Source organism: Vibrio sp. MMG023 (genome assembly GCF_021654215.1).
Taxonomy (GTDB): Bacteria; Pseudomonadota; Gammaproteobacteria; order Enterobacterales; family Vibrionaceae; genus Vibrio; species Vibrio jasicida.
Map to the genome: position 1 here is coordinate 238,985 of NZ_JAKFZP010000001.1, position 25,814 is coordinate 264,798.

Annotated in this window: 22 protein-coding genes; 10 read left to right on the forward strand and 12 right to left on the reverse strand. The window is 43.9% G+C overall.

Annotated elements, in window-relative coordinates; all coding sequences use genetic code 11:
• Nucleotides 1-218: 218 nt before the first annotated feature.
• Nucleotides 219-2,390, forward strand: coding sequence for a TonB-dependent hemoglobin/transferrin/lactoferrin family receptor (locus tag L1076_RS01035; protein WP_237302949.1), 2,172 nt, complete (start codon nucleotides 219-221; stop codon nucleotides 2,388-2,390).
• Between the two features lie 476 nt (nucleotides 2,391-2,866).
• Here the strand turns inward: L1076_RS01035 and galE are convergent, their stop codons facing one another.
• Both galE and L1076_RS01045 read right to left on the reverse strand, forming a co-directional pair.
• Entirely contained in the window at nucleotides 2,867-3,883 is a 1,017-nt protein-coding gene (gene galE, locus L1076_RS01040; protein ID WP_038870736.1) for a UDP-glucose 4-epimerase GalE, read from the reverse strand.
• Between the two features lie 54 nt (nucleotides 3,884-3,937).
• Nucleotides 3,938-5,896, reverse strand: a complete 1,959-nt coding sequence (locus L1076_RS01045; RefSeq protein WP_039977823.1) for a diguanylate cyclase — start codon at nucleotides 5,894-5,896, stop codon at nucleotides 3,938-3,940.
• A gap of 289 nt (nucleotides 5,897-6,185) precedes the next feature.
• Here L1076_RS01045 and L1076_RS01050 point away from each other — a divergent pair, with 289 nt between their 5' ends.
• Genes L1076_RS01050 through L1076_RS01060 form a run of 3 tightly spaced genes read left to right on the forward strand, consistent with a single transcriptional unit; the run spans nucleotide 6,186 to nucleotide 8,556 of the window.
• A complete protein-coding gene (locus tag L1076_RS01050) occupies nucleotides 6,186-6,941 on the forward strand; it encodes a 5-oxoprolinase subunit PxpA (protein WP_039977825.1) in 756 nt (251 codons plus the stop codon).
• Nucleotides 6,941-7,624 carry a carboxyltransferase domain-containing protein gene (locus L1076_RS01055; RefSeq protein ID WP_038877894.1) on the forward strand — a complete coding sequence of 228 codons (684 nt, stop codon included), beginning with the start codon at nucleotides 6,941-6,943 and terminating at the stop codon, nucleotides 7,622-7,624. Before L1076_RS01050 ends, L1076_RS01055 begins: the two co-directional genes overlap by 1 nt.
• Nucleotides 7,621-8,556: a biotin-dependent carboxyltransferase family protein gene (locus L1076_RS01060; protein WP_038870740.1), complete on the forward strand. Its 936-nt coding sequence runs from the start codon at nucleotides 7,621-7,623 to the stop codon at nucleotides 8,554-8,556. Before L1076_RS01055 ends, L1076_RS01060 begins: the two co-directional genes overlap by 4 nt.
• Nucleotides 8,557-8,608: 52 nt before the next feature.
• On the opposite strand, the gene L1076_RS01065 is transcribed toward L1076_RS01060, so the two are convergent.
• The 3 genes from L1076_RS01065 to L1076_RS01075 form a co-directional block, all read right to left on the reverse strand.
• On the reverse strand, nucleotides 8,609-10,042 hold the full coding sequence (locus L1076_RS01065; RefSeq protein ID WP_039977828.1) for an FAD-dependent oxidoreductase: 1,434 nt from the start codon (nucleotides 10,040-10,042) through the stop codon (nucleotides 8,609-8,611).
• Between the two features lie 354 nt (nucleotides 10,043-10,396).
• Nucleotides 10,397-12,853, reverse strand: coding sequence for an FtsX-like permease family protein (locus L1076_RS01070; protein WP_045405333.1), 2,457 nt, complete (start codon nucleotides 12,851-12,853; stop codon nucleotides 10,397-10,399).
• Nucleotides 12,844-13,545, reverse strand: coding sequence for an ABC transporter ATP-binding protein (locus tag L1076_RS01075; RefSeq protein WP_045405332.1), 702 nt, complete (start codon nucleotides 13,543-13,545; stop codon nucleotides 12,844-12,846). The genes L1076_RS01070 and L1076_RS01075 overlap by 10 nt, the downstream gene beginning before the upstream one ends.
• Here L1076_RS01075 and tesA point away from each other — a divergent pair.
• The 4 genes from tesA (at nucleotide 13,544) to L1076_RS01095 (ending at nucleotide 19,258) form a co-directional block, all read left to right on the forward strand.
• The gene (tesA, locus tag L1076_RS01080) at nucleotides 13,544-14,146 is read left to right on the forward strand and encodes a multifunctional acyl-CoA thioesterase I/protease I/lysophospholipase L1 (RefSeq protein WP_237302950.1); all 603 of its coding nucleotides are present in this window, start codon (nucleotides 13,544-13,546) and stop codon (nucleotides 14,144-14,146) included. The two genes, L1076_RS01075 and tesA, sit on opposite strands and share 2 nt — an antisense overlap.
• An 83-nt stretch (nucleotides 14,147-14,229) precedes the next feature.
• Nucleotides 14,230-15,429 (forward strand): enoyl-ACP reductase FabV, encoded by a 1,200-nt coding sequence (gene fabV / locus L1076_RS01085; RefSeq protein ID WP_038877904.1) that lies wholly within the window; start codon nucleotides 14,230-14,232, stop codon nucleotides 15,427-15,429.
• A 190-nt stretch (nucleotides 15,430-15,619) separates the two neighbouring features.
• Nucleotides 15,620-17,530 carry an EAL domain-containing protein gene (locus L1076_RS01090; RefSeq protein ID WP_039977836.1) on the forward strand — a complete coding sequence of 637 codons (1,911 nt, stop codon included), beginning with the start codon at nucleotides 15,620-15,622 and terminating at the stop codon, nucleotides 17,528-17,530.
• A gap of 72 nt (nucleotides 17,531-17,602) precedes the next feature.
• Nucleotides 17,603-19,258, forward strand: coding sequence for an ABC-ATPase domain-containing protein (locus tag L1076_RS01095; protein WP_054755304.1), 1,656 nt, complete (start codon nucleotides 17,603-17,605; stop codon nucleotides 19,256-19,258).
• A gap of 84 nt (nucleotides 19,259-19,342) precedes the next feature.
• Here the strand turns inward: L1076_RS01095 and L1076_RS01100 are convergent, their stop codons facing one another.
• Together L1076_RS01100 and L1076_RS01105 are read right to left on the reverse strand one after the other, a co-directional pair.
• Nucleotides 19,343-19,963: a DNA-J related domain-containing protein gene (locus L1076_RS01100; protein WP_038877910.1), complete on the reverse strand. Its 621-nt coding sequence runs from the start codon at nucleotides 19,961-19,963 to the stop codon at nucleotides 19,343-19,345.
• Nucleotides 19,964-20,075: 112 nt separating this feature from the next.
• On the reverse strand, nucleotides 20,076-20,915 hold the full coding sequence (locus L1076_RS01105; protein ID WP_038870749.1) for a 2OG-Fe(II) oxygenase family protein: 840 nt from the start codon (nucleotides 20,913-20,915) through the stop codon (nucleotides 20,076-20,078).
• A 222-nt stretch (nucleotides 20,916-21,137) separates the two neighbouring features.
• Here L1076_RS01105 and L1076_RS01110 point away from each other — a divergent pair, with 222 nt between their 5' ends.
• Complete coding sequence (locus L1076_RS01110; RefSeq protein WP_038870750.1) at nucleotides 21,138-21,734, forward strand: DUF2238 domain-containing protein; 597 nt, start codon at nucleotides 21,138-21,140, stop codon at nucleotides 21,732-21,734.
• On the opposite strand, the gene cutA is transcribed toward L1076_RS01110, so the two are convergent.
• The 5 genes from cutA to L1076_RS01135 all read right to left on the reverse strand — a co-directional run bounded on the left by cutA (nucleotide 21,696) and on the right by L1076_RS01135 (nucleotide 24,744).
• Nucleotides 21,696-22,028, reverse strand: a complete 333-nt coding sequence (gene cutA / locus L1076_RS01115; protein WP_038877912.1) for a divalent-cation tolerance protein CutA — start codon at nucleotides 22,026-22,028, stop codon at nucleotides 21,696-21,698. The genes L1076_RS01110 and cutA overlap by 39 nt on opposite strands.
• 9 nt (nucleotides 22,029-22,037) lie before the next feature.
• A complete protein-coding gene (locus L1076_RS01120; RefSeq protein ID WP_038870753.1) occupies nucleotides 22,038-22,289 on the reverse strand; it encodes a hypothetical protein in 252 nt (83 codons plus the stop codon).
• Complete coding sequence (locus L1076_RS01125) at nucleotides 22,273-23,979, reverse strand: SgrR family transcriptional regulator (protein WP_038870755.1); 1,707 nt, start codon at nucleotides 23,977-23,979, stop codon at nucleotides 22,273-22,275. Before L1076_RS01125 ends, L1076_RS01120 begins: the two co-directional genes overlap by 17 nt.
• A 79-nt stretch (nucleotides 23,980-24,058) precedes the next feature.
• Entirely contained in the window at nucleotides 24,059-24,292 is a 234-nt protein-coding gene (locus L1076_RS01130) for a DUF3389 domain-containing protein (protein ID WP_038870757.1), read from the reverse strand.
• Nucleotides 24,293-24,309: 17 nt separating this feature from the next.
• Nucleotides 24,310-24,744, reverse strand: coding sequence for a hotdog fold thioesterase (locus tag L1076_RS01135; protein WP_038870760.1), 435 nt, complete (start codon nucleotides 24,742-24,744; stop codon nucleotides 24,310-24,312).
• Nucleotides 24,745-24,936: 192 nt separating this feature from the next.
• On the opposite strand from L1076_RS01135, the gene L1076_RS01140 reads away from it, so the two are divergent.
• Nucleotides 24,937-25,722, forward strand: a complete 786-nt coding sequence (locus tag L1076_RS01140; protein ID WP_045465676.1) for a M48 family metallopeptidase — start codon at nucleotides 24,937-24,939, stop codon at nucleotides 25,720-25,722.
• Nucleotides 25,723-25,814 lie beyond the last annotated feature (92 nt).

The following is a 25,814-nucleotide window of genomic DNA, read 5'->3' on the forward strand; positions in this document are numbered from 1 at the left end:
TGATTTTAATCACAGTAGTGGCATTTGAAATACCATGTTAAAAAATGACTTTAAACAATATAACAGATTGATAATTAAAGACTACCTTTGGCGTAGCACAAATTACTTTTGACAAAAATAACATTAAATAGCAATGGTAATGATAGTAATTACCATTTAGATAAACTAAGATACCGCACGTTGTTATTGCCTATTATGGATTTAAGGTATTGAAGCCAATGTATAAAAAATCAATTTTGTCAGCCTCTATTCTAGTTGCCCTTTCTCAAGGTGCTTACGCAGATGATACTTCAACATTTAATGAAGTGGTTGTATCCGCTACCCGTACAGAGCAAAACATCAATGATGTTTCAGCTTCTGTTGAATCGGTATCTTCTCAAGATATCGAGCGCTCTGTTTCTAAAGATCTGTATGATGCAGTTCAATACACTCCGGGCGTTGAAGCTACCACTTCAGGTCGCTTTGGCATCTCTGGCTTTAACATTCGAGGCATGGAAGGCGATCGAGTTAAAATCGTTGTTGATGGTGTTCAGCAAGCCACTCCATTCAACCCAGGTGGTGGCGCTGTACAAGCTATTTATCCAAACGCGATTGAGCTTGATACACTCACAAGTATCGAGATCAACAAAGGCCCATCTTCAACCCTTTACGGTTCAGATGCAATGGGTGGCGTGGTTGTTCTAAAGACGAAAGATCCATCAGACGTTTTGAAAACAGACGGTGATGAAAACCGTTTTGGTATTAAATCAAGCTACTACTCTGTTGATGAGCAATTCAAGAACACATTAACTTGGGCAATGCGCCAAGGTAACCTTGAAACGCTATTAATGGGTACATACGCTACCGGTAGCGAGCGACAAACTTACGGTGACGGTTCTGATATTGATGGTAGTGATCGCGGATTAGAAAACCCTGCAGACAAAGACCTAAACAACATTCTTGCTAAAGCCTACTACACACTAAATGATACGAACAAAATTGGTGTCGTCTTTGAGCGTTACAATTATCAGTACGATGAAAACAATCGCAGTGGTAACTACACACTAAACTTTGGCCCTATGCCTGGTGTCACTTATGCTGATGCAAAAAGCAGTGATGAGACGACACGTACGCGCTACGGCATTAACTACGAGTTAACGAAAGCTAACCCAGCCTTCGACGGAATGAAGCTAGACTTGAACTATCAGGTTACAGAAAGCGAAAACTCTAACTTCTCTAACGTGACTGATCATTTAGGCTACATTGGTTACGAAGGTGACCGAACTCGCCTGCGCCAAGCTGAAGATAAATCGCTCCAGTTTGATGCACAGTTCGATAAAGTGATTACCACGGACAATGCTATTCATGAGCTAACCTACGGTTTGAACTCTGTACACACTGATTTTCAGCTGACTAACGTTGATATCTTCCATGACAATGGCACAACAAAACCTGGTTCAACCACTATCCCAGACGCAACAGTAACTGAATGGGGCGTTTTCCTTCAAAACAACGCATTCTTACTAGAAGATACGCTTGTTCTTAACGCTGGTATTCGTTATGACTCATTTGAAGCTGACCCTTCTTCAGATGAAGGCTTCACAACTGAACGTAAGAAAAACAGCAACGATGCTTGGACGGGTAAACTTGGTGCGGTATATCACATTAACGATAAGCTAAGTACATTTGCTCAAATCAGCCAAGGCTTTAAAGCGCCAACGGTCGAGCAGCTTTACTACGAATACGACACGGGTGCTGAATTCGTTCCAAACCCAGATCTAGAAGCGGAAAAGAGCCTTTCATACGAGATCGGTTTCCGAGGTCAAAACGACTTTGCTCAGTTTGAATTGACCGGCTTTATCACGCAATACAAAGACTTTATTGACGCTGAAGACCTGCCAAGCATCGATCCAAACAAAGATCGTATCACTATCGTAAACCGTGACGAGGTGGATATTTCTGGTGTGGAATTTAGTTCAACTCTACTGCTAGATGAAAGCTTCTCAGCACCTAAAGGTATGTACACTAAACTGTCTGTGACTTACCTAGACAGCGAAGACAAGTCGACAGGTAAACCTCTTGATTCTGTAGCACCGCTTTCATCAGTCATTGGCTTAGGCTACGACAATGTTGAGCACAACTTTGGTGCACTAGCCTCACTAAAACTTGCGGCGAAGAAAGACGACTGGTCTGATGAAGACCAAATCGATTCATCAGGTTACGGTGTAATGGACATTACCGCTTACTACATGCCAGTGAAAGACCTGACAGTATCGGCTGGTTTGTTCAATGCGTTCGACAAGAAATATTGGACATACCAAGACGTTCGCGGCCTTGATAACACCGACAACACCGATTTTTACAGCCAACCTGGCCGTAACTGGGGTGTATCTGTAGACTACCAATTCTAATTTACTTTTTAGCGATATAATGAAAAGCGCCTGACAGTGTCAGGCGCTTTTTTATTCTATGTAAACTCTAAAAAGCTGTAGGTTTAACGCATTTTTGATGCTTTACAGACTTTTCTAAGTAAAACATTTCTTCCGCACTACAAAAACAAAAAAGCCAGCATTATGCTGACTTTTTACCAGTACTTTCATTTCTAAAATGTTAAGAAAAGAATGAAAAATGAAAGATTATTGTTTTGCCATCTCTTTCTTCACCATAACTGCTGCTGCAACGATGAATGCGATGATTAAACCAAGTTCCATGAACTACCCCGAATAGTTTAAAGAAAATTTACGACCTAAATTAAGAGTCGGGCATAGTTTAGCACTTCTATAATTACGTGCTACCTTTTAACCACAAATTTACGATTTTTTCCGATTTAGATCAAAAAAGGTGCGATAACGCACCTTTTTGTTACTATTTTGTAAAACGGTCACTTTTAGGCGTCTGGGTAACCTTGTGGGTTATTTGACTGCCAACGCCACGTATCACCTGTCATTTCTTCAAGTGTTCGCCCTGCCTTCCAACCCAGCTCATTCGCTGCTTTTGAAGGGTCAGCCCAACACTCAGCAATATCACCAGGACGACGATCCACCAGCTTAAATGGAACCGGTTTACCAGAAGCAGCTTCAAACGCTTTCACCATTTCCAGTACGCTATAACCATTACCTGTACCTAGGTTGTAGATATGAAGGCCTGCTTTGTTACCTACTTTGTCTAATGCCGCAACGTGACCGTCAGACAAGTCCATAACATGGATGTAGTCACGAACACCCGTACCATCTTTTGTTGGGTAATCGCTACCAAATACCGACAAAAATTCACGACGACCTACAGCAACTTGAGAGACGAAAGGCATCAAGTTATTTGGAATGCCTTGTGGGTCTTCACCAAGCTCACCTGTTGGGTGCGAACCTACTGGGTTGAAGTAACGCAGCAACGTGATACTCCAGTCAGGGTTCGCTTTTTGGAAGTCAGTTAAACATTCCTCGACCATCAGCTTACTGCGACCATAAGGATTAGTTGCACTTGTTGGGAAATCTTCTGTAATTGGCACTGTTGCAGGATCGCCATATACCGTTGCAGATGAACTAAACACGATAGATTTCACACCAGCGTCACGCATGGCATCGACCAATACGAGCGTACCGTTAACATTGTTATCGTAGTATTCTAATGGTTTCTCTACAGATTCACCCACCGCTTTGAGACCGGCAAAGTGAATCACTGCTTCAATGTTATGCGTCTTCATCGCATCGACTAATGAGGCTTTGTCGCGAATATCCGCTTCAATAAATACAGGTGTCACACCGCAAACTTTCTTTATACGTTCTAGTACTGTCGGTTTGCTGTTGTAAAGGTTATCGAGAATCACTGGCGTCATACCAGCTTCGATCATTTGAATACAAGTGTGGCTGCCAATGTAGCCCATTCCACCCGTAACAAGTACTTTCATTTTATCATTCCTTCTGACGCGAATCGGGCTAGTTTAAAGGTTTCTAGCCCGTTTTTAAACAGTCTCTGGGGATTCGCAACCCATTAAAATCGCTTGGCCTTTACCCGCTTTCTTTGCTTGGTACATGGCCGTATCGGCGCTTTTCAATATTCTTGTGGCATCGCGTTCATTCACACCGACCAACTTAACACCGATACTGACACCGACTTTCAGTAAGGAGCCTCTGTATTCAATCGGCGCACAAATACTCTCGAGTAAGTGTTCAGCGATGCGTGTCACTGCTTTTTGATTTGCAGGATTCACTAACATCACAAATTCATCACCAGACAATCGCGCAATGAGATCGCTGTGTCGCGTGGTGGACGTCATACGCTCAGCAACTTGCTTAAGCACTTCATCCCCGGCATCATGCCCGTAAGTATCGTTGATGGCTTTAAAACCGTCCAAGTCGAGATAAAGTACCGCAAATTCATCTCGTAAGTAGCCTGATCTTTGTACCAATTCTTCCAGCTCCAAATGAAATTTGGAACGATTAGCAAGGCCGGTAAGTGCGTCATGATGAGCAAGGTATTCAAGCCTTTCCATTTCCTTTGCGCTCGAAAGATCAGTCAAGATGATCACCATATCATACGCATTATTATCTTCACTTTTCACAATGCGATTTACTTTTGCAAACAGAGGAATGAGTTGCCCGTTGTGATTTTTTTCAATGACTTCCCCCTGCCACATGCCGTAGTTTTCGATCGACTCTAAAATGCTTGGCATCATCGCTTGTAACTTGCGCCAACGAATCGATTTGATAAACGGCTTTCCAATCAACTGTTCCATCTCAAGGCCGGTCAGTTTCGTAACGGCGGGGTTTACCATCGTAATAATGCCTAAGTGATTAAGAACCACCAAACCATCCTGACTGCTCTCAAACACACGTCCTGCAACTTTTTGACGATTCATCGCCTCTTCGATGGCGGTTATATCTTGAATCGCAAACAACAAATATCCGTGTTTAGATAGGCGTCGACTCGTAAGGCTCAATTGTTGCTCGTTCAAATCACTTTGTAGATGTATATCATCACACTCTAATCCGCGGCTCAGAATCTGACTAAGTTCGTTGGGGGTTTTGGTTTTAATCAAGTCGCAGATGTTCGCCGTTTCCAAATTATGGAACGTTTCTTTAAATATATGGTGAGTCATCTTGTTGCAATGAATGACCCTTCCTAAGTTATCCGTCACAATGAGCGCGTATTGAATCGAGTCAATCACTTCTTCTGAAAACGACTTACGGCGCTCAAGTATATCTAATGTGTGTTTACGCTGTTTCTCACGTTTTTGTAGCTTATCGACCATGAGGTTGAATGAAGCAACGAGATCCCCCACTTCATCTTTTGCTCGATGATTAATACGTCCGCTCAAATGGTGACCGTTAGCAAAATCCTGTAATGCTCTGTTCACTTCAATCAGTGGACGAAGAACTCGTCGTTCGACACCAAAGTAAAAAGTCACACCACCAGCGAAGAGAATAACCAAGAACAATAAGCCATCTTGTAACAGCGCGTCTCTTACTTGCATCATCGGCAATTGAGATAACGTTACACGAATACTACCGATAACTTGCCCTTCATGAATAATTGGCTCTAATACATAAAGGAAATGAGCCGATAACGCATACCCTAAGGAATGCAAGCGGCTGCGCTCTTTAACTGAGGGGCTCGGTGCAGAAAAGCCATCAAGCGCAAAAACGGCAAACGGCTGATTGTTTTTGTCATACAACTTGACGAGTGATACGTTTGGCTCCATCAAAAAATCAGCCAAAATGGTTTGTGCTTTTTGCTTGTTCTTTGTAGCGAGCGCATCTTTAATGGAATGAGAGACATCATTAATAAGAACTTTCGTCTGCTCAACGAGCTCATGTTTGGCGGACTGGTACGTGATGTATGACGTGTAACTCTGAGATGTAACAAAGATGACCGTGATGAAAGCGAGTATCGGCCATATTAGCTTTGCTCGTATTGACATATATATTCCTGTCGCAAAAGACAACCCAAAAGACACAATGGTTGCTATGCAAGCTATCACACAAAAAGAAGAGTCAAGACTAACACGACAATCGATGAAATGAACCTGTAATTCTCAGATATTAGACTGATAAAACATGATTTTCTTGAAACTTCGGATCATTTCAAATTACTAAACGATCTTTATCGATTATCATCTGCTAGTCTTCTACCTGAAAAATGAAGTTAGTCACTGAACTTAAACGTATTTTCCTGCATTTTACATGCATAGTTCGGATTTATAGAAACGTATGACATTGAATAAACAGCAACTGACACTTAACTGCGACATGGGCGAAAGCTTTGGATCGTGGAAAATGGGCGCCGATGAAACGGTTATGCCACATATTGATATGGCGAACATCGCGTGCGGATTCCACGCCTCCGACCCAAATGTCATGCATGATACGATTACCCTAGCCAACCAGCACGACGTAGAAATTGGAGCTCACCCTGGCTATCCCGACATTCAGGGCTTTGGTCGTCGTAGTTTGGCTATGAACAACGATGACATTACCAACATGGTGATTTATCAAGTTGGCGCGCTGCAGGCACTGTGCAAAGCGCAATACACCGACATTGGTTACATCAAACCTCATGGTGCGTTATACAACGATATGATGGCAAATGACGGTGTTTTCTTGGCCTTAGTCAAAGCAGCCGCATTGTTCAAAGTCCCTTTAATGATCCTTGCTTCACAAGAGAATGAAAAATACCTTGAGATTGCTGATGATTTCGATGTTCCTTTGCTCTTTGAAGCGTTTGCAGATCGACGTTATCAAGACGACGGTTTACTCACTCCTAGAACCCACCCTAACGCAGTATTAAACACAGAACACGCCATTCTTGAGCAAGTTAAAATGCTGGCAGAATCAGGCAGAGTAAAAACGGCTTCAGGCCAATACATTCTCTTAGAGGCCGATACCATTTGCGTACATGGAGACAATGAAGAATCGATCACGTTGATACAAAAAATACGTCAGAGTCTCTACACTGGAGGAAATTAATGAATCAAGGGCAGTTTTCTATCTCACCGATATCAGAGTGCAGTATTCTTATTCGCTTCGAAGAACCTATTACCGTTGAGCACATTGGCGAACTCGCACATCAGATTGTTGACAAGTTAAATATGATCGTCATGAACGTGGTCCCATCTTACCGCACCATCTTGATAGATTATTTGCCCTTTCGAATTCAAGAAGCGTCGATTTTAAATGAGCTTCAACATCTCATCTCTCGTTTCGACGTTCAGTCCATGGACAACAAACAGCCAAATTACATTTCTATCCCAGTCTACTATTCTGAAGAAACCGCTCTTGATCTTAAGCGGTTTGAACTCAAAGGTTTAACGCTGACAGAGCTTATCGAACAGCACACGCAAGTGGTTTATACTGTCTCTGCAATTGGGTTTGCCCCTGGCTTTGCATTCCTTTCTGACGTAGCAGAACGCATTCAAATACCAAGGCATCAAACCCCAAGAACGCACGTTCCTGCCGGAAGTGTCGCAATCGCTGACTCTAAAACAGCGGTGTATCCTTCTGATAGCCCTGGAGGTTGGAACGTCATCGGCAGAACCCCTATTTCCCTCTTTGTCGATACCCCTCCCTTTATCCCTTTCGAAGTAGGAGACAAGGTCACATTTGGTGCAATATCAAAACAAGAATTCCTCAACTTAGGAGGTATTCTATGAGTCGAATAGGATTATATGTAGAAAAACCAGGGGCGCTCTCTCTGATTCAAGATTTTGGACGCTTTGGCTTAGCTCATATCGGAATCACTCAAGGTGGGCCAGTGGATGATTACGCATACAGTTGGTCTAATCATTTACTCAATAACCCTGTCAATTGCTCAGTCATCGAAGTTACTCTCGGTAACGCGAGCTTTAAAGCATTATCCGATTGTCACCTAGCAATTTGTGGTGGGGATTTAAATGCTTCTGTTGAAGGTTCACCTATAGCCAATTGGTCTGATTTCACCTTAAAAAAAGGTCAAACACTTCGATTTGGTATGGCAAAAAATGGACTGCGCGCTTATCTAGCAGTCAAAGGTGGTTTTAGCGTCAGTACGCATCTTGGTAGCAGTTCAACGGTCGTTCGTGAGGCGCTCGGAGGTTTGCAAGGTAACGGTGAAGCGCTTCAAGTTGGTGATATCGTTGAATGTCACCCTCATTCACTGCCAAATACTAAACCTAAGCAGATGACGTTCCGATTCAAACCTGATTACAACCTACCGATTAAACTAAGAGTGATCGAAGGCTATCAACACGAAGATTTCTCCCAACAATCTGTCAACGATTTCTATTCCAGTCGTTTTTCGATTTCAACGAATTCAAACCGTATGGGCTATAGATTGGAAGGCAAAACGATCATGCCGCCATATGACGGTATTTTATCTGAGGGCATTGCACTAGGCTCAATTCAAATCCCAAATGATGGTAATCCCATCGTGTTGCTGAATGATCACCAAACAATTGGGGGGTATCCAAAATTTGGCTGCGTTGCGAGAATTGATTTACCTCGCTTAGCACAAGCAAAGCCAGGTCAAGCAGTGAGTTTTGTTAAGGGAGATAGAAAAGGCTTGCAGGATGTTTGGTGTCAGTGGGCTCAGTTTTTCGGGTACTGAGCCCTAACTTCGTTAAACATTATCCATGAGGATATTTGCAGTAAAGTCAAATTTACATGCCGTAGCGCTCAGCTAATGCTTGTGGGTAACCACGTTGTTGAGTGAGCTTGATAGCAAACTGTTCGACTTCTTCTGCGGTCCACTTGACCGCATCAGGATGTTGACTCTCAACATGGCTACTTGGCTCGATATCAAACCAGTATTGCGCCATTTTTTGCGCTGCTAGTAAGGTCGATGAGGCTTTAACCACCTCAACACGTGCATAATGGTTATCTTCAAACGTAACATCAGCAGCACGAAGCACAGGATCAGTGCCCGGTATCTGCTGAGCACCAAATAAAGCTTTACCACCTTTTATCGCGGTATTGTAATCTGGAATAAATTGCGCCATATGCTGAATCGCATTGTCAGTGCGCTCTTCAAGAACCTCTTGCCTCCAACCGTTGCGTATCTTAGAAAGTAAGCGTGTTGGTAACACCGGTTGCGCAGACTCAGCACTACTCTCGACCAAACCATCATCAAACAATGTGATGCCTTTCGTCATACCATGCAATTGAAAGTAGCCGTTACCGTAAGGCGTCAGTTGCGCCATACCCTTGTCTGTTCCCCGAGGGCCATGGAAGATAACTTCAGGCCACTGCTGATGACACGCTTCCCAACGAGTCACATAAGCCGCTTTAAATTCAACAAGTCGATCTCGTTTTACGCCGATGGAGTCATCAACTTCACCGGTTTCGAAGCCGCAAGCATTGATGAGATAGTCGCAATACAATTGCTTATCTATTCCGTCTTGTTGGAAGCATAACGACCATGTATCACCATTCCATGACGCATCTTTCAGCTCAGCTTGTGTATATACCTGAACATTCGGAAGCTGTGCCAGCGTCATGTTGGCAACAGCTGCTAATCGGAAAACACTCCAACCATACTCTTGTACTGCGACTACTGGGTACTTCAACGTGTCTAGATCGGCATGTTGTGCAAATGGAATACACCACTCATCGATCGTTTGAGGGTTCTCTGGTTGAATACCTTCAGCTAAAGCTAATAACGCTTCTTTTGAATAGAGCTTGTAATACGCTTCTGGATCTCCCAAAACTTGATTTCGGGCGTCTTGCTTAACAAGAGATTGATAGGCGCTTTTGATAGTCTCTAAACGAGGGATGAGCGTAGTAGGGTCTCCACCATCGGAGTGAGGTACTGCAATGACGGTTGGTCGAATATTCAATGAGTGAGGATACAAACGAATTGTATCAATAGACTGCGTTAAAAGATCTAGGCACTGTTGCTCAGAAATTTCCCGATATAGGTTACCACCAGCATGTAAATGACAGATGGGTGGGCCATTAACGAGCGAAACACCCTTCTCGATCACTGATACCTGAAAACCTAGCTCTGCAAAATGGATAGCAGCGGTTGCCCCTGCAACGCCACCACCGATTACTGCGATATGTTTATCTTTACGATTTGGAAACTCAGACTTCATTGCTTCACTGAAATTTTTATAAGGAGAAATCTTTACTTAATGTTGATTCTACTCGCCTTTGAGCATGATTAAAATCACAAAAAGTTCATGGGTTTGCATTTGTTATCGGTATACGTCAAAAGTTACTTTTAAGAGCAAAAAATTTCGAAAAAAAATGCTTGACGAGGTTGTTGAGAAAGCGAATTTTTAGGGGCATGTGCATAATAATTTTGCTCCAACACCCATGGTGTAAAGCCTGCGGAAACACCCTACTTTTCGACCACTTCAGTTATCCAAAAAGTTATCCACTGTTTTTGTGGATAACTAAAATAAAACTGTCATAGAGCGCTTCCGCTGTGACTAACTCACGTTGCATTAAGTGTTTACAGGGGTTAACAATCTTTTCAATAAACTCATCACCACTAAGGCTAGAACAGCAAACGTACCCAGAGGCAAAGCTATCCACAATTCTGGGTGGATCTGCGGGTTCAGATCAAAGCCATATTTCATCACAGCAGCGACGCAAAGCTCTGCAGCTATGACAGCTACACCACTCGCAACAACGGCCATGATCCCATACTCCGCCCACAACGTGGTATTGATCCGTTTTTTACTTGTTCCTAAGGTACGATACAAGCGAATTTCTTGCTGTCGTTGAGAGAGGCTCAGCCTTAACAGCGTAAAGATCAGTAATAAACCAGCAACAACACCCAACAGAGCAAGAATAGTAATAGCAGAGACGATTTGTTGTACGAGTTCTTGTATCTTGTCTCCCATCGTACGAATATCAAGAACCGAAACCGTTGGATGAGCGCGAGACATTGAAGTTAGTAACGAATCATCATCTTCACTAATACGATAACTGATCAAATAGGAGCCAGGTAAGCTAGCCATGACATCCGAAGAAAAAATGAAGTAGAAATTGGGCTTCATATCTCGCCATTCTACATGTCGGATACTATCAACCGTTGCATCGAAATTCTGGCTGTTAATCACAAAGCGAAGTGTATCACCCAGCCCTATCCCTAAGTCCTCTGCAACTTTAGCTTCGACTGAGACGCTGTCCTTATTCGTCCACTCACCAGAAAGCACTTCGTTGTATTCAGGTAACACATCGCCCCATGTCAGGTTTAGTTCACGACGAATCGCATCAGACCCTTCGCCTTGATACTCGATTTCCTTAACGTTCTCACCATTAATTTCGGTCAATCTACCACGAATAATTGGGAACGCTTGTGACCGTGTCACTTGGTTTTTATCTAACGTTTCCAGATAGCTATCTAACTCATAGTCCGCAATATTTAAAGCAAATACATTCGGGGCATCAGCTGGAAGAGTCCTCGCCCAGTCAGCCAGAATATCGCTACGCACCAACCAGATAATAGAAAGCAACATTAGAGATAACGATAACGCACCAAACTGAAGTCCACTCGTAAGAGGCGTTCTGTTGATACGACTTAAAGCCAGTTTCATTGCAGGGCGTGTTGATAGACGTGCAAATAATTTGGTGAGTCCAACGCTCACCGCCGCCAACACAATAAATAATGTCGCAATACCAGCTAAGACTATCCACACCAACGTGTTATTGGCATAAATAACCAATAGAGGAACCACTGGGACCAAAACTAACAACATACGCTTCCATGAACGTTTTGCAGTCCCTTGCTGGAGCACTTCTAAGGCGGGAGTTTTGATAAGGCCAAGTAGTGGAATCCCAAGTGCAGGCACCGTGATCAATATGGCAGAGGCGACAGACACAAGTATTGGTGTGACGCCGTAACTAGGTAATGGATTTGGCAGCAAGTCTTTCAGTGGGATTCGTAATAGGTACTCTAACCCACTGCCAAGCAAGATGCCGACGACACTTGCACTCACCAACAGAATCGTAACTTGTATTAAAAGCCATTTTTCAATCCAGCGACGACTTGCCCCTAAGCTCTTTAACATCGCTATGGTTTGCGTGCGGCTGTTCACGTAACTTTGACACGTTAATACTAATGTAGTTGCCGCCATTATGATGACAATAGCAACGGTAAGAGATAAGTATTGAGTCGTGCGGTCGAATACTTCATTACTGCGACTTGCGGTTTCTTGTGTTCGCCAACGGTCACTGGGTGAAAGCTGGGTGCTGTCTTGCAATTTAGTAAGAGTCGCGTCGTCACCTTTCAGAAACAATCGGTATTGTACTCGACTACCAACTTGTATTGCGCCCGTTTTGACCACGTCTGACGAACTTATGTAGGCGGAAGGCATTTGTTGGAAAGGATTAAAACTCAGCCCCGGTTCCATTAATACAGCGCCTGAAACCGTAAAATCAGCATCGCCTATCGTGACAATGTCACCTTTACTCACTTCTAGCTGGGCCATAATACGTTCATCAAGCCACAGTTGGTTCTGCGTTACATGACCTGACTCATTACTATCCAGTACTAGGTCCCCCATAAGTGGGTAGTTTTCATCAACCGCCCTTACGGTAATCAACTGCATCCCATTCTCACTAAAAGCCATGGTCGCAAACCGCGTCATAGTTGAACGTTCTAGCGCTTGTGTGCTCGCTAGAAGCGGTTCTGGGATCGGATTAGCAGAGACAAAAACAGCGTCAGCAGTTAACGCATCCTTACCTTGTTTAATGATCACCTGCTCCATTCGCTCCGCCAGTGCTGATAATGCGAAAATGCTAGCGATCACCAATACCAATGCCACACTGATGGGCCATAAGTTACCTTGACGTATTTCACCTAAACTCCAGCGGATAAGACTCTTATTTGGTGATTGTTTAGGGTTAACGTGCCCTTGGTCGGAACCTTGTTCGCTTGAAGAAATTACGGACATGTCACCTCCTCTATCATTTCACCCGCTTCCATTCGATAAACACGGTCACAACGGCTTGCTAAATGACTGTCGTGGGTGACAAGAATCAGGGTCGTTCCATGTTGCTCGTTGAGGTCGAATAACAGCTCGATGACTTTCTCTGCGGTTTGATGGTCTAGGTTACCAGTTGGTTCGTCAGCAAATAACAACTCCGGCTGGGTCATAAACGCTCTTGCAAGGGCGACGCGTTGTTGCTCACCCCCTGATAGTTGGCTCGGTAAGTGGTCAAGTCGCTTTTCCAAACCAACCGCGGTTAACAATTCAGTCGCTCTTGCATCATTCTCAGCCTCACCACGTAAGAGACAAGGAAGAGTGACATTACGTAACGCACTGAGACTTGGGATAAGAAGAAAGCTTTGAAATACGAACCCCAACGAATCTGCTCGGATTTTAGCGCGAGCTTCATCGTCCAATTTGGAAAGCTCATGCCCTAATAATGTAATTTCACCCGATGTTGGAGTATCTAGGCCAGCAAGCAGTGTCATCAGCGTCGATTTACCCGCTCCCGACGTACCCACGATGGCGATTTTTTCTCCCTTTCTAATGTCGACGTTTACATTTTTAAGGATTGTTAATTGTTCTTGATTAGTAGAAACTTGTTTAGAAACCAAATTCGCTTGAACAATAGGTGCTTTAAGTACAGGTGTTTGCATGATTCGTATACTTTCCTTAGTTCTCTTTCTTAGTCTTTCCGCGACCGCTATGGCGAGCGAAAAGCTTCTTGTATTGGGCGACAGTCTGAGCGCTGGCTATCAAATGCCGATCGAGGAGAGTTGGCCTAGCTTACTCCCAGACGCGTTATTAGAACATGGCCAAGATGTAAAAGTTGTTAACGGCAGTATCTCTGGTGACACCACGGGAAACGGCTTGGCCCGCTTACCCCAGTTATTGAAGCAACACTCTCCTGACGTTGTACTCATCGAGCTAGGCGCTAATGACGGACTTCGAGGGTTCCCACCTAAGCTTATTACGTCGAACCTATCGAAAATGATTACCATGATCAAAGATTCTGGTGCGAATGTGATCATGATGCAAATCCGTGTACCGCCTAATTACGGTAAACGCTACAGTGACATGTTCTACGATATCTACCCTAAGCTCGCAGAACATCAACAAGTTGAGTTGATGCCTTTCTTCCTAGAGCACGTAATCATCAAACCAGGATGGATGATGTCCGACGGCCTACACCCCAAACCAGAGGCTCAGCCTTTTATTGCCGACTTTGTCGCGGAAGAATTGGTTAAACATCTCTAATTTTACTGGTCTAGCTCAATAAGTTTTACCTAACTTTACGTTAGTCTTATCTGAATCTTATTCACCAAGGTCACATAATAAAAATGCAAATAGAACCGTTAATTCAAGGTGTTGTAGCTCGTTCGTCGCATCCATATGGTTGCCGTGCTTCCATCAAAGAGCAAATTGATTTCGTAAAACAAGCGCCACAAATCAAAAAAGGCCCAAAGCGGGTTTTGATCATTGGTGCTTCCTCCGGCTTTGGATTGGCCGCTCGTATCGCCCTAACCTTTGGTGGCGCAGAAGCTGACACAATTGGCGTATCTTTTGAACGCGGCCCGTCAGACAAAGGGGTTGGTAGCGCAGGTTGGTACAACAATATCTTTTTTAAAGAAGAAGCAATACATCATGGCCGTACAGCCATCAACATCGTTGGCGATGCCTTTTCGGATACAGTCCGTAATCAAGTGATTGAAGCGATTGAAACCTACTTTGAAGGTGAAGTTGACTTAGTTATTTACAGCTTGGCTACGGGTGTTCGCCCTATGCCGAATTCAGAAGAGTTTTGGCGCAGTGTCATCAAACCTATCGGCGAGTCAGTCACTGGCGCTTCAATTATGCTAGAGAACGATCAATGGGTTGAATCGTCGCTTGAACCAGCAACCGAAGAAGAAGCGGCAGCGACCATCAAAGTCATGGGCGGTGATGACTGGGAAAGTTGGATTGATGCTTTAATCAACTCAGAATCGGTTGCTGACGGCTGTAAAACCATTGCTTTCTCTTACATGGGCCCAGAAGTAACTCACCCTATCTACCTTGACGGTACGTTGGGCCGAGCAAAGGTAGACTTACACCAAACCAGCCATTCGTTGAATTTGAAAATGGCTAACTTCGGCGGTAGCGCTCACGCGACGGTGTGTAAAGCTTTAGTCACCAAAGCGAGTGTATTCATACCGGCGTTGAGCCCTTATCTACTAGCGCTTTATCGCGTGATGAAAGAGAAAGGCACACACGAACGATGTATTGAGCAAATGCAACGTTTATTCACAACTAAGCTGTATGACCAAGAAAAAGTACCCGTCGATGGTGAACGCTTGATCCGTATTGATGATCTTGAGTTAGATCCACAAGTTCAACAAGAGGTCTCTGCCATCCTTGAACAAATGAACGCAGACAATTTTAAAGAGCTTGGCGATTATGAAGGCTTCAAAGATGAGTTCATGAAGCTGAACGGGTTTAACTTTGAAGGCGTGGATTACTCACAAGACATCTCTTTAAAAACATTAAAAGCACTCAAGCCGTAGCCAACAGCTTGTCTCATAGGTGAGATAGTGCCAAGTAATTCAAAGTCCTGAACGGTTTTCAGGACTTTTTTTTGTTTCGAAATCTCCCACCCCTATACTTAATCTTAACGAGTGGTTAAATAGCAGCCTCAACACAAGAATAAAAACAAACCTCCATTCACAGGAAGTGAACGTTCGGGAAGGATACCTTATGGGAACATTGCAAACTTTAGATTATAAGATCCCGGAATCCATGCAGAAAAGTTGGCAAAACATCGTCAACCTTCTCGCACAAATTGCTAATGTTCCGACCACGCTCATCATGCGCATCCACCCTAACCATATCGAAGTCAACACCACCAGCGAGACACAAAATAACCCTTACAAAGTCGGTGATAAAGAAGGACTTGGACACGGCCTCTATTGCGAACATGTCATTGAACACAAAAGGGAGCTCATGGTACCCAACGCTTTGCTCGATGACGAATGGAAAAATAATCCTGATATTAAGCTTGGTATGATTTCTTACTGCGGCTTGCCCCTTTACTGGCCAAATGGGGAAACATTTGGAACGATCTGCATGCTCGACTCCAAAGAAAATCAATACAACGCAACTTATCGGCAGCTTTTAAATACTTTCAAAGAGTCCATCGAAGCGCAGCTTGCGGTGGTTTTTCAACAACACAAGCTGATGAGACTAAACAGTGAACTTAAAAACCGAGTCGAAACTCGGACCACTGACCTAGCACAACTCAGCTATTCCTTAACCAAAGAAATCGACCGCCGTAAAGCCGCAGAAAAGCAAGTTAGTTACCAAAAAACACACGACCAAGGTACAGGCTTTTTAAACCGTTCCGCATTAGAGAAAGTCCTCGATAGCACGTTAGAAACATTGAATCATGAACACGAAGCGCTTGCCGTGATTAACGTAGGATTCAGCAACGCACGAAGCATACAGACAAAATTTGGCTTTGAAGGTTTTGATGAGGTACTCAAAGAATTTCGCTTTCGCTTGGGCCATAACGAAACCAGTTATTTTGTCACGGGTCGACCAAGCTCCAATGACCTTGTGATTGTCGTATCGGGAGAAGATGTCGAAAACAAAGTCCAGAAACTGCTAGAAGATATCACACATGTAAGTGTTGGTAATTTCTACATCGAAGATACCGAGGTCCATTTACACTCTTACATTGGGGTTGTTCAAGCGCACAGAAACAGCCATTCCAAACAACTGCTACAAAACGCTTGCTACGCGATGCTGCTCTGTAAAGAATCAGGTGAACCCTACAGTTACTTCTGCGAAAGCCATACACAAGAACTCAATAACCATAACCAACTAGAAAGCTACCTACTCCAAGCAGTTAGAAACGACGACTTAATGCTTTATTTTCAACCCAAAGTACTGCCCCATACTCACAAGTGGATCGGTGCAGAAGCCCTACTGCGCTGGCGTCATCCAGTATTAGGCGATGTTTCGAATGAGGCTCTCATTCATATGGCAGAACAAAATGGTTTGATATTTGAAGTCGGTTCGTTTGTACTACGCACCGCCATCGATAAAGCTAAGCAATGGTCTGAGTTAGTGGATAACTTTAAGATTGCCGTTAACGTATCACCCATCCAATTGCAGAACGTCAACTTTGCGGAACAAATTGAACACCTACTTGAAACTTTCCATCTGCCCGCTCACTTTCTAGAACTTGAAGTCACCGAAAGCGCTCTCATTGCTGATGAGGTTGTTGCTCGTAATACATTGAATAAACTCCACAACCTAGGCGTGACACTGTCACTTGATGATTTTGGAACAGGATACGCGTCGTTCAGTTACCTAAAGAAATACCCGTTTGATGCGATTAAAATCGATAAAAGCTTTGTTCAGCAAATGGATAAGTCCGATGATGACCGTGCCATTATTTGTTCTATCATACACATCGCTAAAAAGTTGGAGTTACAAGTCGTCATAGAAGGCATTGAGTCCGCCCAGCAAGAACAATTTTTAATTGGCGAGGGCTGCGACATTGGGCAAGGGTTTCTTTATGGCAAGCCTATGCCTTGTAACGAATTTGAGCAAAGTTTGTTTAATCAAAACCTCTTGGGCGGTCAATACACCTATTCTTCCTAAGCATTTGCTTTACTCTGCTTGCGGTGGTTTCTATAATCGCCGCCCGCTTCCAATAAAAAGGCCAATATCTTCATGGATCAGTTGACTGCCACGCTAAAAAAAATCGAAAAGCAGAACTACCGCGCTTACCAGCAAATCAAGGGTCAATACGACTTCGATGATTTCAATCTGTACATTGATCATGTACAAGGCGACCCATACGCTTCTGCTTCTCGCTTGCGTGCAACTCGTGCTTGGTCACTCACTGGCCTTGAATGGCTAAAAGATGAATCTCCAGCTTTCCAACGTGCAGCGCGTGATTTCATTGCACGCAGCTTTGAGCAATTTGCGAAACAAGAGAATACGGTAACTATCTCGCTAAGCGGCCAGACCGTGCTAGACAACACGGCAGTCCTTTTTACTGAAGATGGTATTGAATTACGTTTCCGCGTGAACCTTCCTGCGGAAGGACGTCAAGTGCTTGGTAAAAAAGCCAATAACATTCTGACTTTCCATCTACCAAAATTCATCCGCCGTGCAACGCTGGAACGTGAGCTAGACAAAGAAGCCTTGTTAGAGCACTGCCAAGTGGTGGAAGATCAAGCGGCGCTGCGTGAACAGTTGGAAGTGAACAATCTCGTAGCTTTCGTTGCTAATGGAAGCATTCTTCCTCGTATCGCAGGTAACTGCGATCTACCAATGAAAGAAGCGGTCGAATTCAAAGCCCCTGAAGACCTTCAAGTTACACTCCACGCCCCTAACAAAGGCTACGTAACAGGCCTAGGTATTCCAAAAGGAATTACATTGATCGTTGGTGGTGGCTTCCATGGTAAATCAACGTTATTGAATGCAATTGAGCGTTCTATTTACGACCACATTCCAGGTGATGGCCGTGAGTACATTGTTACCGATGCAAACGCGATGAAGATTCGTGCAGAAGACGGCCGTTGTGTTCATCACTTGAACTTGTCGAACTACATCAACCACTTACCAATGAGCAAAGATACCGCCGACTTTTCTACTCAAGATGCATCTGGCTCAACCTCTCAAGCCGCTTGGTTACAAGAGTCAATTGAAGCCGGTGCAAGCTCACTGCTTATTGATGAAGATACGTCAGCGACTAACTTTATGATCCGTGATGAGCGTATGCAGGCATTGGTTGCAAAAGGTGATGAGCCAATTACTCCCCTTGTGGATCGCATTGGCCAATTACGTAATGAGCTGCAGATATCAACCATTATTGTTATGGGGGGGTCTGGTGATTACTTAGACGTTGCAGACACCGTCATTCAAATGCACGATTACCAAGCGGTTAACGTGACAGAAAAAGCCAAACAAGTGATAGCTCAGCACCCTACTCAGCGTCATAACGAATCTGAAGAGCCTCTGCAAACGTTCCGTCCGCGTGCACTTAATCGTGTCGCGTTAATGAACATTTTGATGGATGGCAAATTCCGCGTAAATGCAAAAGGCAAAGATTCACTTCGCTTCGGTAAAGAGTTCGCTGATTTAAGTGCTTTGGAGCAACTAGAATCCGCGGATGAAGTGAACACCATTGGCTGGCTGTGGTTCCAGTTAGCGCAACTTCCAGGTTGGTGTAACAACCCTGCGAAAGAGATTGATGACATGCTAGTTGGCGAATGGCACGCAAACTTACCTAAGCAAGGCGATCTAGCTAAGCCACGTACGCTTGACGTAATGGCAGCGTTAAACCGTATGCGTAAATCTCAGTTTAAGCCAACCAACTGATTCTATCGTTCAAGAACCTAAAGAAGAATTAAATAAGGCAGCGTTTCACCGCTGCCTTTTTATGTTCAACTGTTTTCTAGTTAACTATCCGTTTCTTAATACGTTCCACGCATCACACAGCACACGAAAGCGTTCTGCGCTGCCGTTTTCTCTATCTGGATGCCAACGCAACGCTAATTTTCGCCATTGCTTACGGATCTCCACTCTTGTCGCGTCGCGCCCTAACTCAAACAGACTCAACGCTTTGGACCTATCAATACAAGAACTGGATGAGCCACCAATGAAGTGTTGATAGCGATTCCAAAAGTCATTCAGCAATCGGCGTACCTCTCCTTCGTTGGCTTCATAATTACTCCAGTCGAGGTAGTATTCTCGTAACGGATTCGTCGTATCGACAGTATGGCGCGTAGCTTCTAATGAGGACATTAACACGATGTCCATGGCTTCAACTTGCAGCCAACCTTCTGGATATAACGTTTCTTGTAATTGATAGAGCGCATTCATCAACAAGAAGTTACGTTTAAAGAGATCTTTATCTGGAGATGAGTCTAATTGGGCAATGTAACCATGCTCACTCAATTCATGAGCTAGAGTATGCACTTTCCAGCCTGAAGGTTTCTTTTTGAGGATTTCGAGGATCGGCCATAACAATGGGTTTTCCATATCATGATGACCACGTTGGCAAACGTCATGTTGTTCGTCCATGTATCCTCTTTGTTTTCACGGTGTATTCTCTAAAGCTAGTCAATTTGTACCATAAACACAAAAAGGCAGACAGTAAGAAACGGTCGGCCTTTTGAACGAAGATCTCATTGATTTAAATAACGCCGAGTTCTCGTAGTCGTTCCATCAGGTAACTATGTGCTGTGTAACGTTCCGAAAGCACTGTATCAGGCTTTGGATGGAGGAATAACGGCAAAGAAATGCGGGAGTTCTCTTGACGACCACCCGTTGGGTTGATGACTCGGTGTGTCGTTGATGGGAAGTAACCCCCTGATGCTTCTTGTAGCATGTCACCAATGTTGATGATCATATTACCAAAGTCACAAGGCACATCTAACCAATCACCTTCTTTGCTCTTAACTTGCAAGCCCGGCTCATTTGCCGCAGGCAGCACCGTGAGTAAGTTGATGTCTTCATGAGCCGCAGCGCGAATTGCTCCCGGTTCTTCTTCACCCGTCATTGGTGGGTAATGCAAAACGCGTAGCAATGTTTTGTCGCTATTGTTGATCATTTCAGACAGCGCAATAGAAAACTTCTCTTGAACCTCTTTCGGTGCGTACTCTTCTACCCAGCCAAGTAATTCTTGAGCAAATGCGTTCGCACGTTCGTAATACTCTAAGATTTCTTTTTCTAGCTGCACAGGGATCTGACCCCACGGGTATACATGGAAGTACTCTTTGATGTCTTTTACGCTGTGGCCTTTCGCAACTTCAGAAACGGAAGGTGGAAAATAACCGTCTTGTGTTTCAACATTAAATTGGAAATCGTTTTTTTGCGCTGAGCTGAAAAACTCGTACCAGTTTTTGTAAATTGACTCGACCAGCTCTTGTGGGATTGGGTGGTTTTTTAATACACCGAACCCAGTTTCACGTAGTGAGGTGACGAACTGTTGAGCAGCATCGTCAGCAAGATAATCGACAGTTTCCAGTTTCATGACTTTACTTCTTTTTTATTAGACTGAGTCGTGAATTCTATGGATGGGCATGTTGTAAATCAAACTTTAATGAAATGTTTCCGCGCAAACGTTTTATTGTTGAGCAGTTTGCCAATATATCAACAAAAACAGTAATCATTATTTTGATAAAACAAACAATTGCACAGCGTTCAATTAAGTGTAATCATAACGTCAGTATTTAATTGAAGGATCAATTTCTCTATGAAGAATACTTCTACCTTATTGGGTTTAACCATTTTCTATGCCGTCGTATTTCTGTTTTCAGCGTTAGAGCCGAGCTCTCGAGCGGTGTGGTTTGCCGAAATCGTACCAGCCATTGGTATTCTCATCGCGATTTGGGCACTGTCTATTCGTTACCAATTCAGTAACACCGCTTACGTATTGATGTTCATTTGGCTTTGCTTACATACCATTGGCGCAAAATACACGTTCGCAGAAGTCCCCTTTGACTGGTTTAACAATTTGATTGGATCTGAGCGCAACAACTTCGACCGAGTCGCGCACTTTTCTATTGGCTTATACGCATACCCAATCGCTGAATATCTGATTAATAAAAAGAAAATCAGCGCAAGCTTCGCTTCTTGGTTTGCTTTGTTTGCAATCATGTCGTTAGCGGCTGGCTACGAGATCATTGAATGGTGGTACGCCGCGATTGCAGGTGGAGATGAAGGCATTGCCTTTCTGGGATCACAGGGCGATATTTGGGATGCCCAGAAAGACATGTTGTGCGACACCATGGGTGCGATAGTTTCTTTGTTATTACTGACAACTCAACGTCGATTGGCGAAGCCATTCTAAATACGGATTAAACCCTTCGACAATTGGGACCTGTACGATTTGAGCAACTTCATATTCGTGCAGGTCTTTTATTTTGTCTTCCACTAATGCATACAAATCACGCCGCGTCTTAATCACCATGAGCCATTCGTTATCGCTGCAAATTTCCCCTTTCCACACATAATGACTTTCTATTGGCATAGTTTGAATGCACGCAGCGAGTTTAGCCTCTAGTAGACCTTTGATAATTTCATCTCGGTTTTGTTGTGTACCCGCTGTACTCAATACCATGCAGTAATCGTGTTGTTCGCTCATAACTGACTCTTATTTCATCGTGACCTTACCGCCAATCATCTTGAAGGCGGGCGTTCCTCTTACCAACGTATCTCGTGCAAACTCTTGCTCGCAACCCGGACAAACACAAGGCACTTTAGTGAAGTCTTCGACAATACGTTCTTTAAAACATTTGACCAAAGCACCCTTTCCTCCTTTACGGTATTTAAACAGCTGAGCTTTGCATTTTGCGCAGTATATTTCGACGGTTTTTGTCGGTTGTTTTTTATTCGGTTTCGCCATTTTTCTCTATTTCTGGTTTTACCCATACATTGCTAAAGTCGAACCAACCTAGTGCGTTGCATTTGGCGTTTTGTAATGCGCCACTGTGGTCTTTGTTTACGCCAAGCCAGCAGTGGAACATCGGGATGACTTGGCAACTTTTCACTAATTGTCGACCAAGCTCTCGTGCAGGAAAATCATTGTGTTGCCCTGCTCGCCACTGATCCACCAGCGTTGCCCACCCAGAAAAGTCGTACCCTGCGCTAAATTTATCGATATCACTGTAGTCTAGTAGCCAACCTGCTAGTGCGTCATTGCGATTTGTGGCAATGCCCATGGCTTTAATCCAAATATCCACTTCTTCTGGGGAAGGCGGCTGAGTATCATAGCGAATGAAATCTACATCGATACCATGCGGCTTTAACAGTGTTTTAATGGCCTTCCCGATGACCGGAAACATTGGGTGTTTTTTCTGATAAGCAACACAAATCGTTTTCTCTTTTTGAGGCGCATCACCTCCCATTGTCGGCTTAAGATCTATCCAACCAGGTTTCAATCCAAATGCTTGTAGCACTCCGAGTTCGATGACCTTATCTTGTGGCACAAGAGAGTAAATTTGATAGCTGTTCAATACCTGACTTAGGAACTCTGCCCAACGTGGATCTTTCGCTATCCCTTTGTTTTTATTGAGTAGTAAAAAGGTACAGCCTGGGTCCAGTTCGACTTCGTCGGTGGAGGCTTGTTTGTCCATTTGTGGTTTTGACAAGCTTGGGTAAACCATCGAAGAGTACGCTTCATCAATCACCCAGACTTCGACTTGGTCAAGTAGCGGACGTAGTCCAAAATAACCGTCAAACGCGGTTAATATTAGTCGTTTGTCATCGTTTACTTTGACTTGAAATGGCCCTGTACCGACGGGTTTTCGATCAAACTCTTCTGAGCGAAGCGTCTTGGGAAGCAGGACTTTCGCCTGAGACTCACTCAACGCGAGGGGCAAATACTTATCAGGACGTACAAGATGGATGTCCACCGTCCACGGTTCTGGTGAAATCACTTTTTCTATATGAGAAAACAGATTCAAGCCACTCAATGCAGAAATGCTTTCAATAACACAGTCCGTCGTGAGCAACTCTCCATTATGAAAACGAACACCTCGGCGCAAATAAAAGCGCCAATGGGTATCGGATAGCGCTTCCCAATAGTGCGCCAAATCCGGCTGCAGTTGTTCGTTGTCGTCGAGCTTAGTCAAACCGCTGAATACTTGTCGGGCAATATGTTGCTCAGACCGACGCATCGGTTTCTGAGGATTCAACATGGCTAATGGCCGATAGTAAGGCAAACGGACGACTTGCTCACCCTGACGGTGCTGCAAACCAAGGTAGCCTTGGATTACCTGAGTCAGTTTGGCGGCATCATTGTCTAACGCTTCTAAAGCTTGCCCAATTTTTCCTTCATCAAGATAACGACGAGCCAAGTTTTCACTCACGTCACTGCGATTACGTTTAAAGACAAGTTTAGAGAGTTTTCCTCGACCAGCGGCAGGATGCCACTCAATCCACCCTTCTTCCTCTAATTTATTGAGAACGATTCGGGCATTACGTCGAGTACAAAAGAGCGCTTCGGTAATGTCTTCGAGTTGAACTTCCGTGTCATTACCAGAAAATTTTTCAAACAGTGTTTCGAATTGAACACGTAAACGAGGACTGCTCATAAAGAGGAAATTTTAGTTTTCATTGCGATAAACTAAGTTTCCTCATTTTTTGCAAAAAGTGCAAACCTCGGAAGTGAAATTATTGAATGTCGATACCAATTTCTTGCGCTACTTGGCGTAATTGATCTTCATCGTCGAGTTTGATCGACCATTTTGTTTCTGCGCCATGTGCTAACACCACATTCGCACCACGACCAAGCAATTGAATTGCATCAGTTTGGGCTTGCATCGTAACCATACCCGAACCGGTTAACTTGATGACAATTTCACGTTGGGTTGCGATGATCTTACCCAGAGAAAATTCGATAACCATGCCTTACCTTCGTTGAATTACGCTGTCTTTTCTTTTTGATGTTTGACTGCAATGGTCAAACGACTGGTGCAAACCAAACGTTCTCGTTCGTCGGTAATATTGATCTGCCAAACTTGTGTAGATACACCTAAATGCACTGGTGTAGCCGTCCCAATAACGTAACCGCTTCTCATCGCACGCACATGGTTGGCATTAATGTCTAAGCCAACGCAGTAACTGCCTTCGCCCACACAGAAATTAGCGGCAAGTGAGCCTAACGTTTCTGCTAACACAACCGATGCACCACCATGAAGCATCCCTAATGGCTGATGAGTAAAGCTGCACACAGGCATGGTCGCGGTAAGCGAGTCGTCAGTGAAGTCGGTATAGACGATTTGCAGATGTTCCATCATGGTGTTCTTAGACGTAGCGTTAAGAACCTCCAAGCTCATTGGCTTTTTCCAAATACTCATGTTTTCGCTCTTATTCTAACCAGTTACAACCACTGGCAATCTCGATTTGAAGTGCCTCTAGGATAGTCCCGATCGTAACATCACTTCAAGACGAAACACATCGTTCAACGTGATCAACATTATGGCTTAAAGTTTCTTTACTAAGCGTTATACTATTGGTACAAAACAGAAAATATTTATATGGACCCCACTATGAGAACATGGATTAAAGCATCAGTGCTTTTCACTATAGCTGGCTTAACAGCGTGCAGTTCTTCCCCTACTGGCCGCAATCAGATTTTAATGTTTTCTGATCAAGAAATGTCTTCACTTGGTGCAAAATCGTTTGATCAAATGAAGAAAGAGATCCCGATCAGCAAAGACAAGAAAACCAATGCATACGTTCAATGTGTTGCAAAACAAATCACTGATACCATTCCACCACAAGCTGGGTTTAAAGATTGGGAAGTGGTTGTCTTTGATAGTGACCAAGTGAACGCCTTTGCGTTACCCGGTGGCAAAATTGGCGTATACACTGGACTGTTGAAAGTCGCTAAAAACCAAGACCAACTAGCAACCGTTATTGGCCACGAGGTTGCTCACGTCCTAGCGGATCACAGTAACGAACGCCTCTCTCAAAGCCAACTCGCCAACGCAGGGTTGTCCCTTGCTAATGTTGCAATCGGCGCCTCTGAATACAAGCAATACCAGCAAATGACCATGGCGGCATTAGGTGTTGGTGTTCAGTATGGTGTGATTCTTCCTTATGGTAGAACTCAAGAGTCGGAAGCGGATATTGTTGGCCTTGGCTTTATGGCAAAGGCGGGATTCGACCCGAATCAGAGCGTCGATCTTTGGCAAAATATGGGCAAAGCCGGTGGTGCGCAACCACCTGAATTCTTCTCAACTCACCCATCGCATAACACTCGTATCAGAGATTTGCAGGCCACCATTAAAACCTTGCCAGCTTCTACCGTGAAAGCTCCGAAGTGCGGGTAATTTAATATTTTAGGTTGTATTACGTAAAAATACATAATTAATCTAACACCAAAAACACGAAAGCTCCGTTAGGCTAAAACCTACCGGAGCTT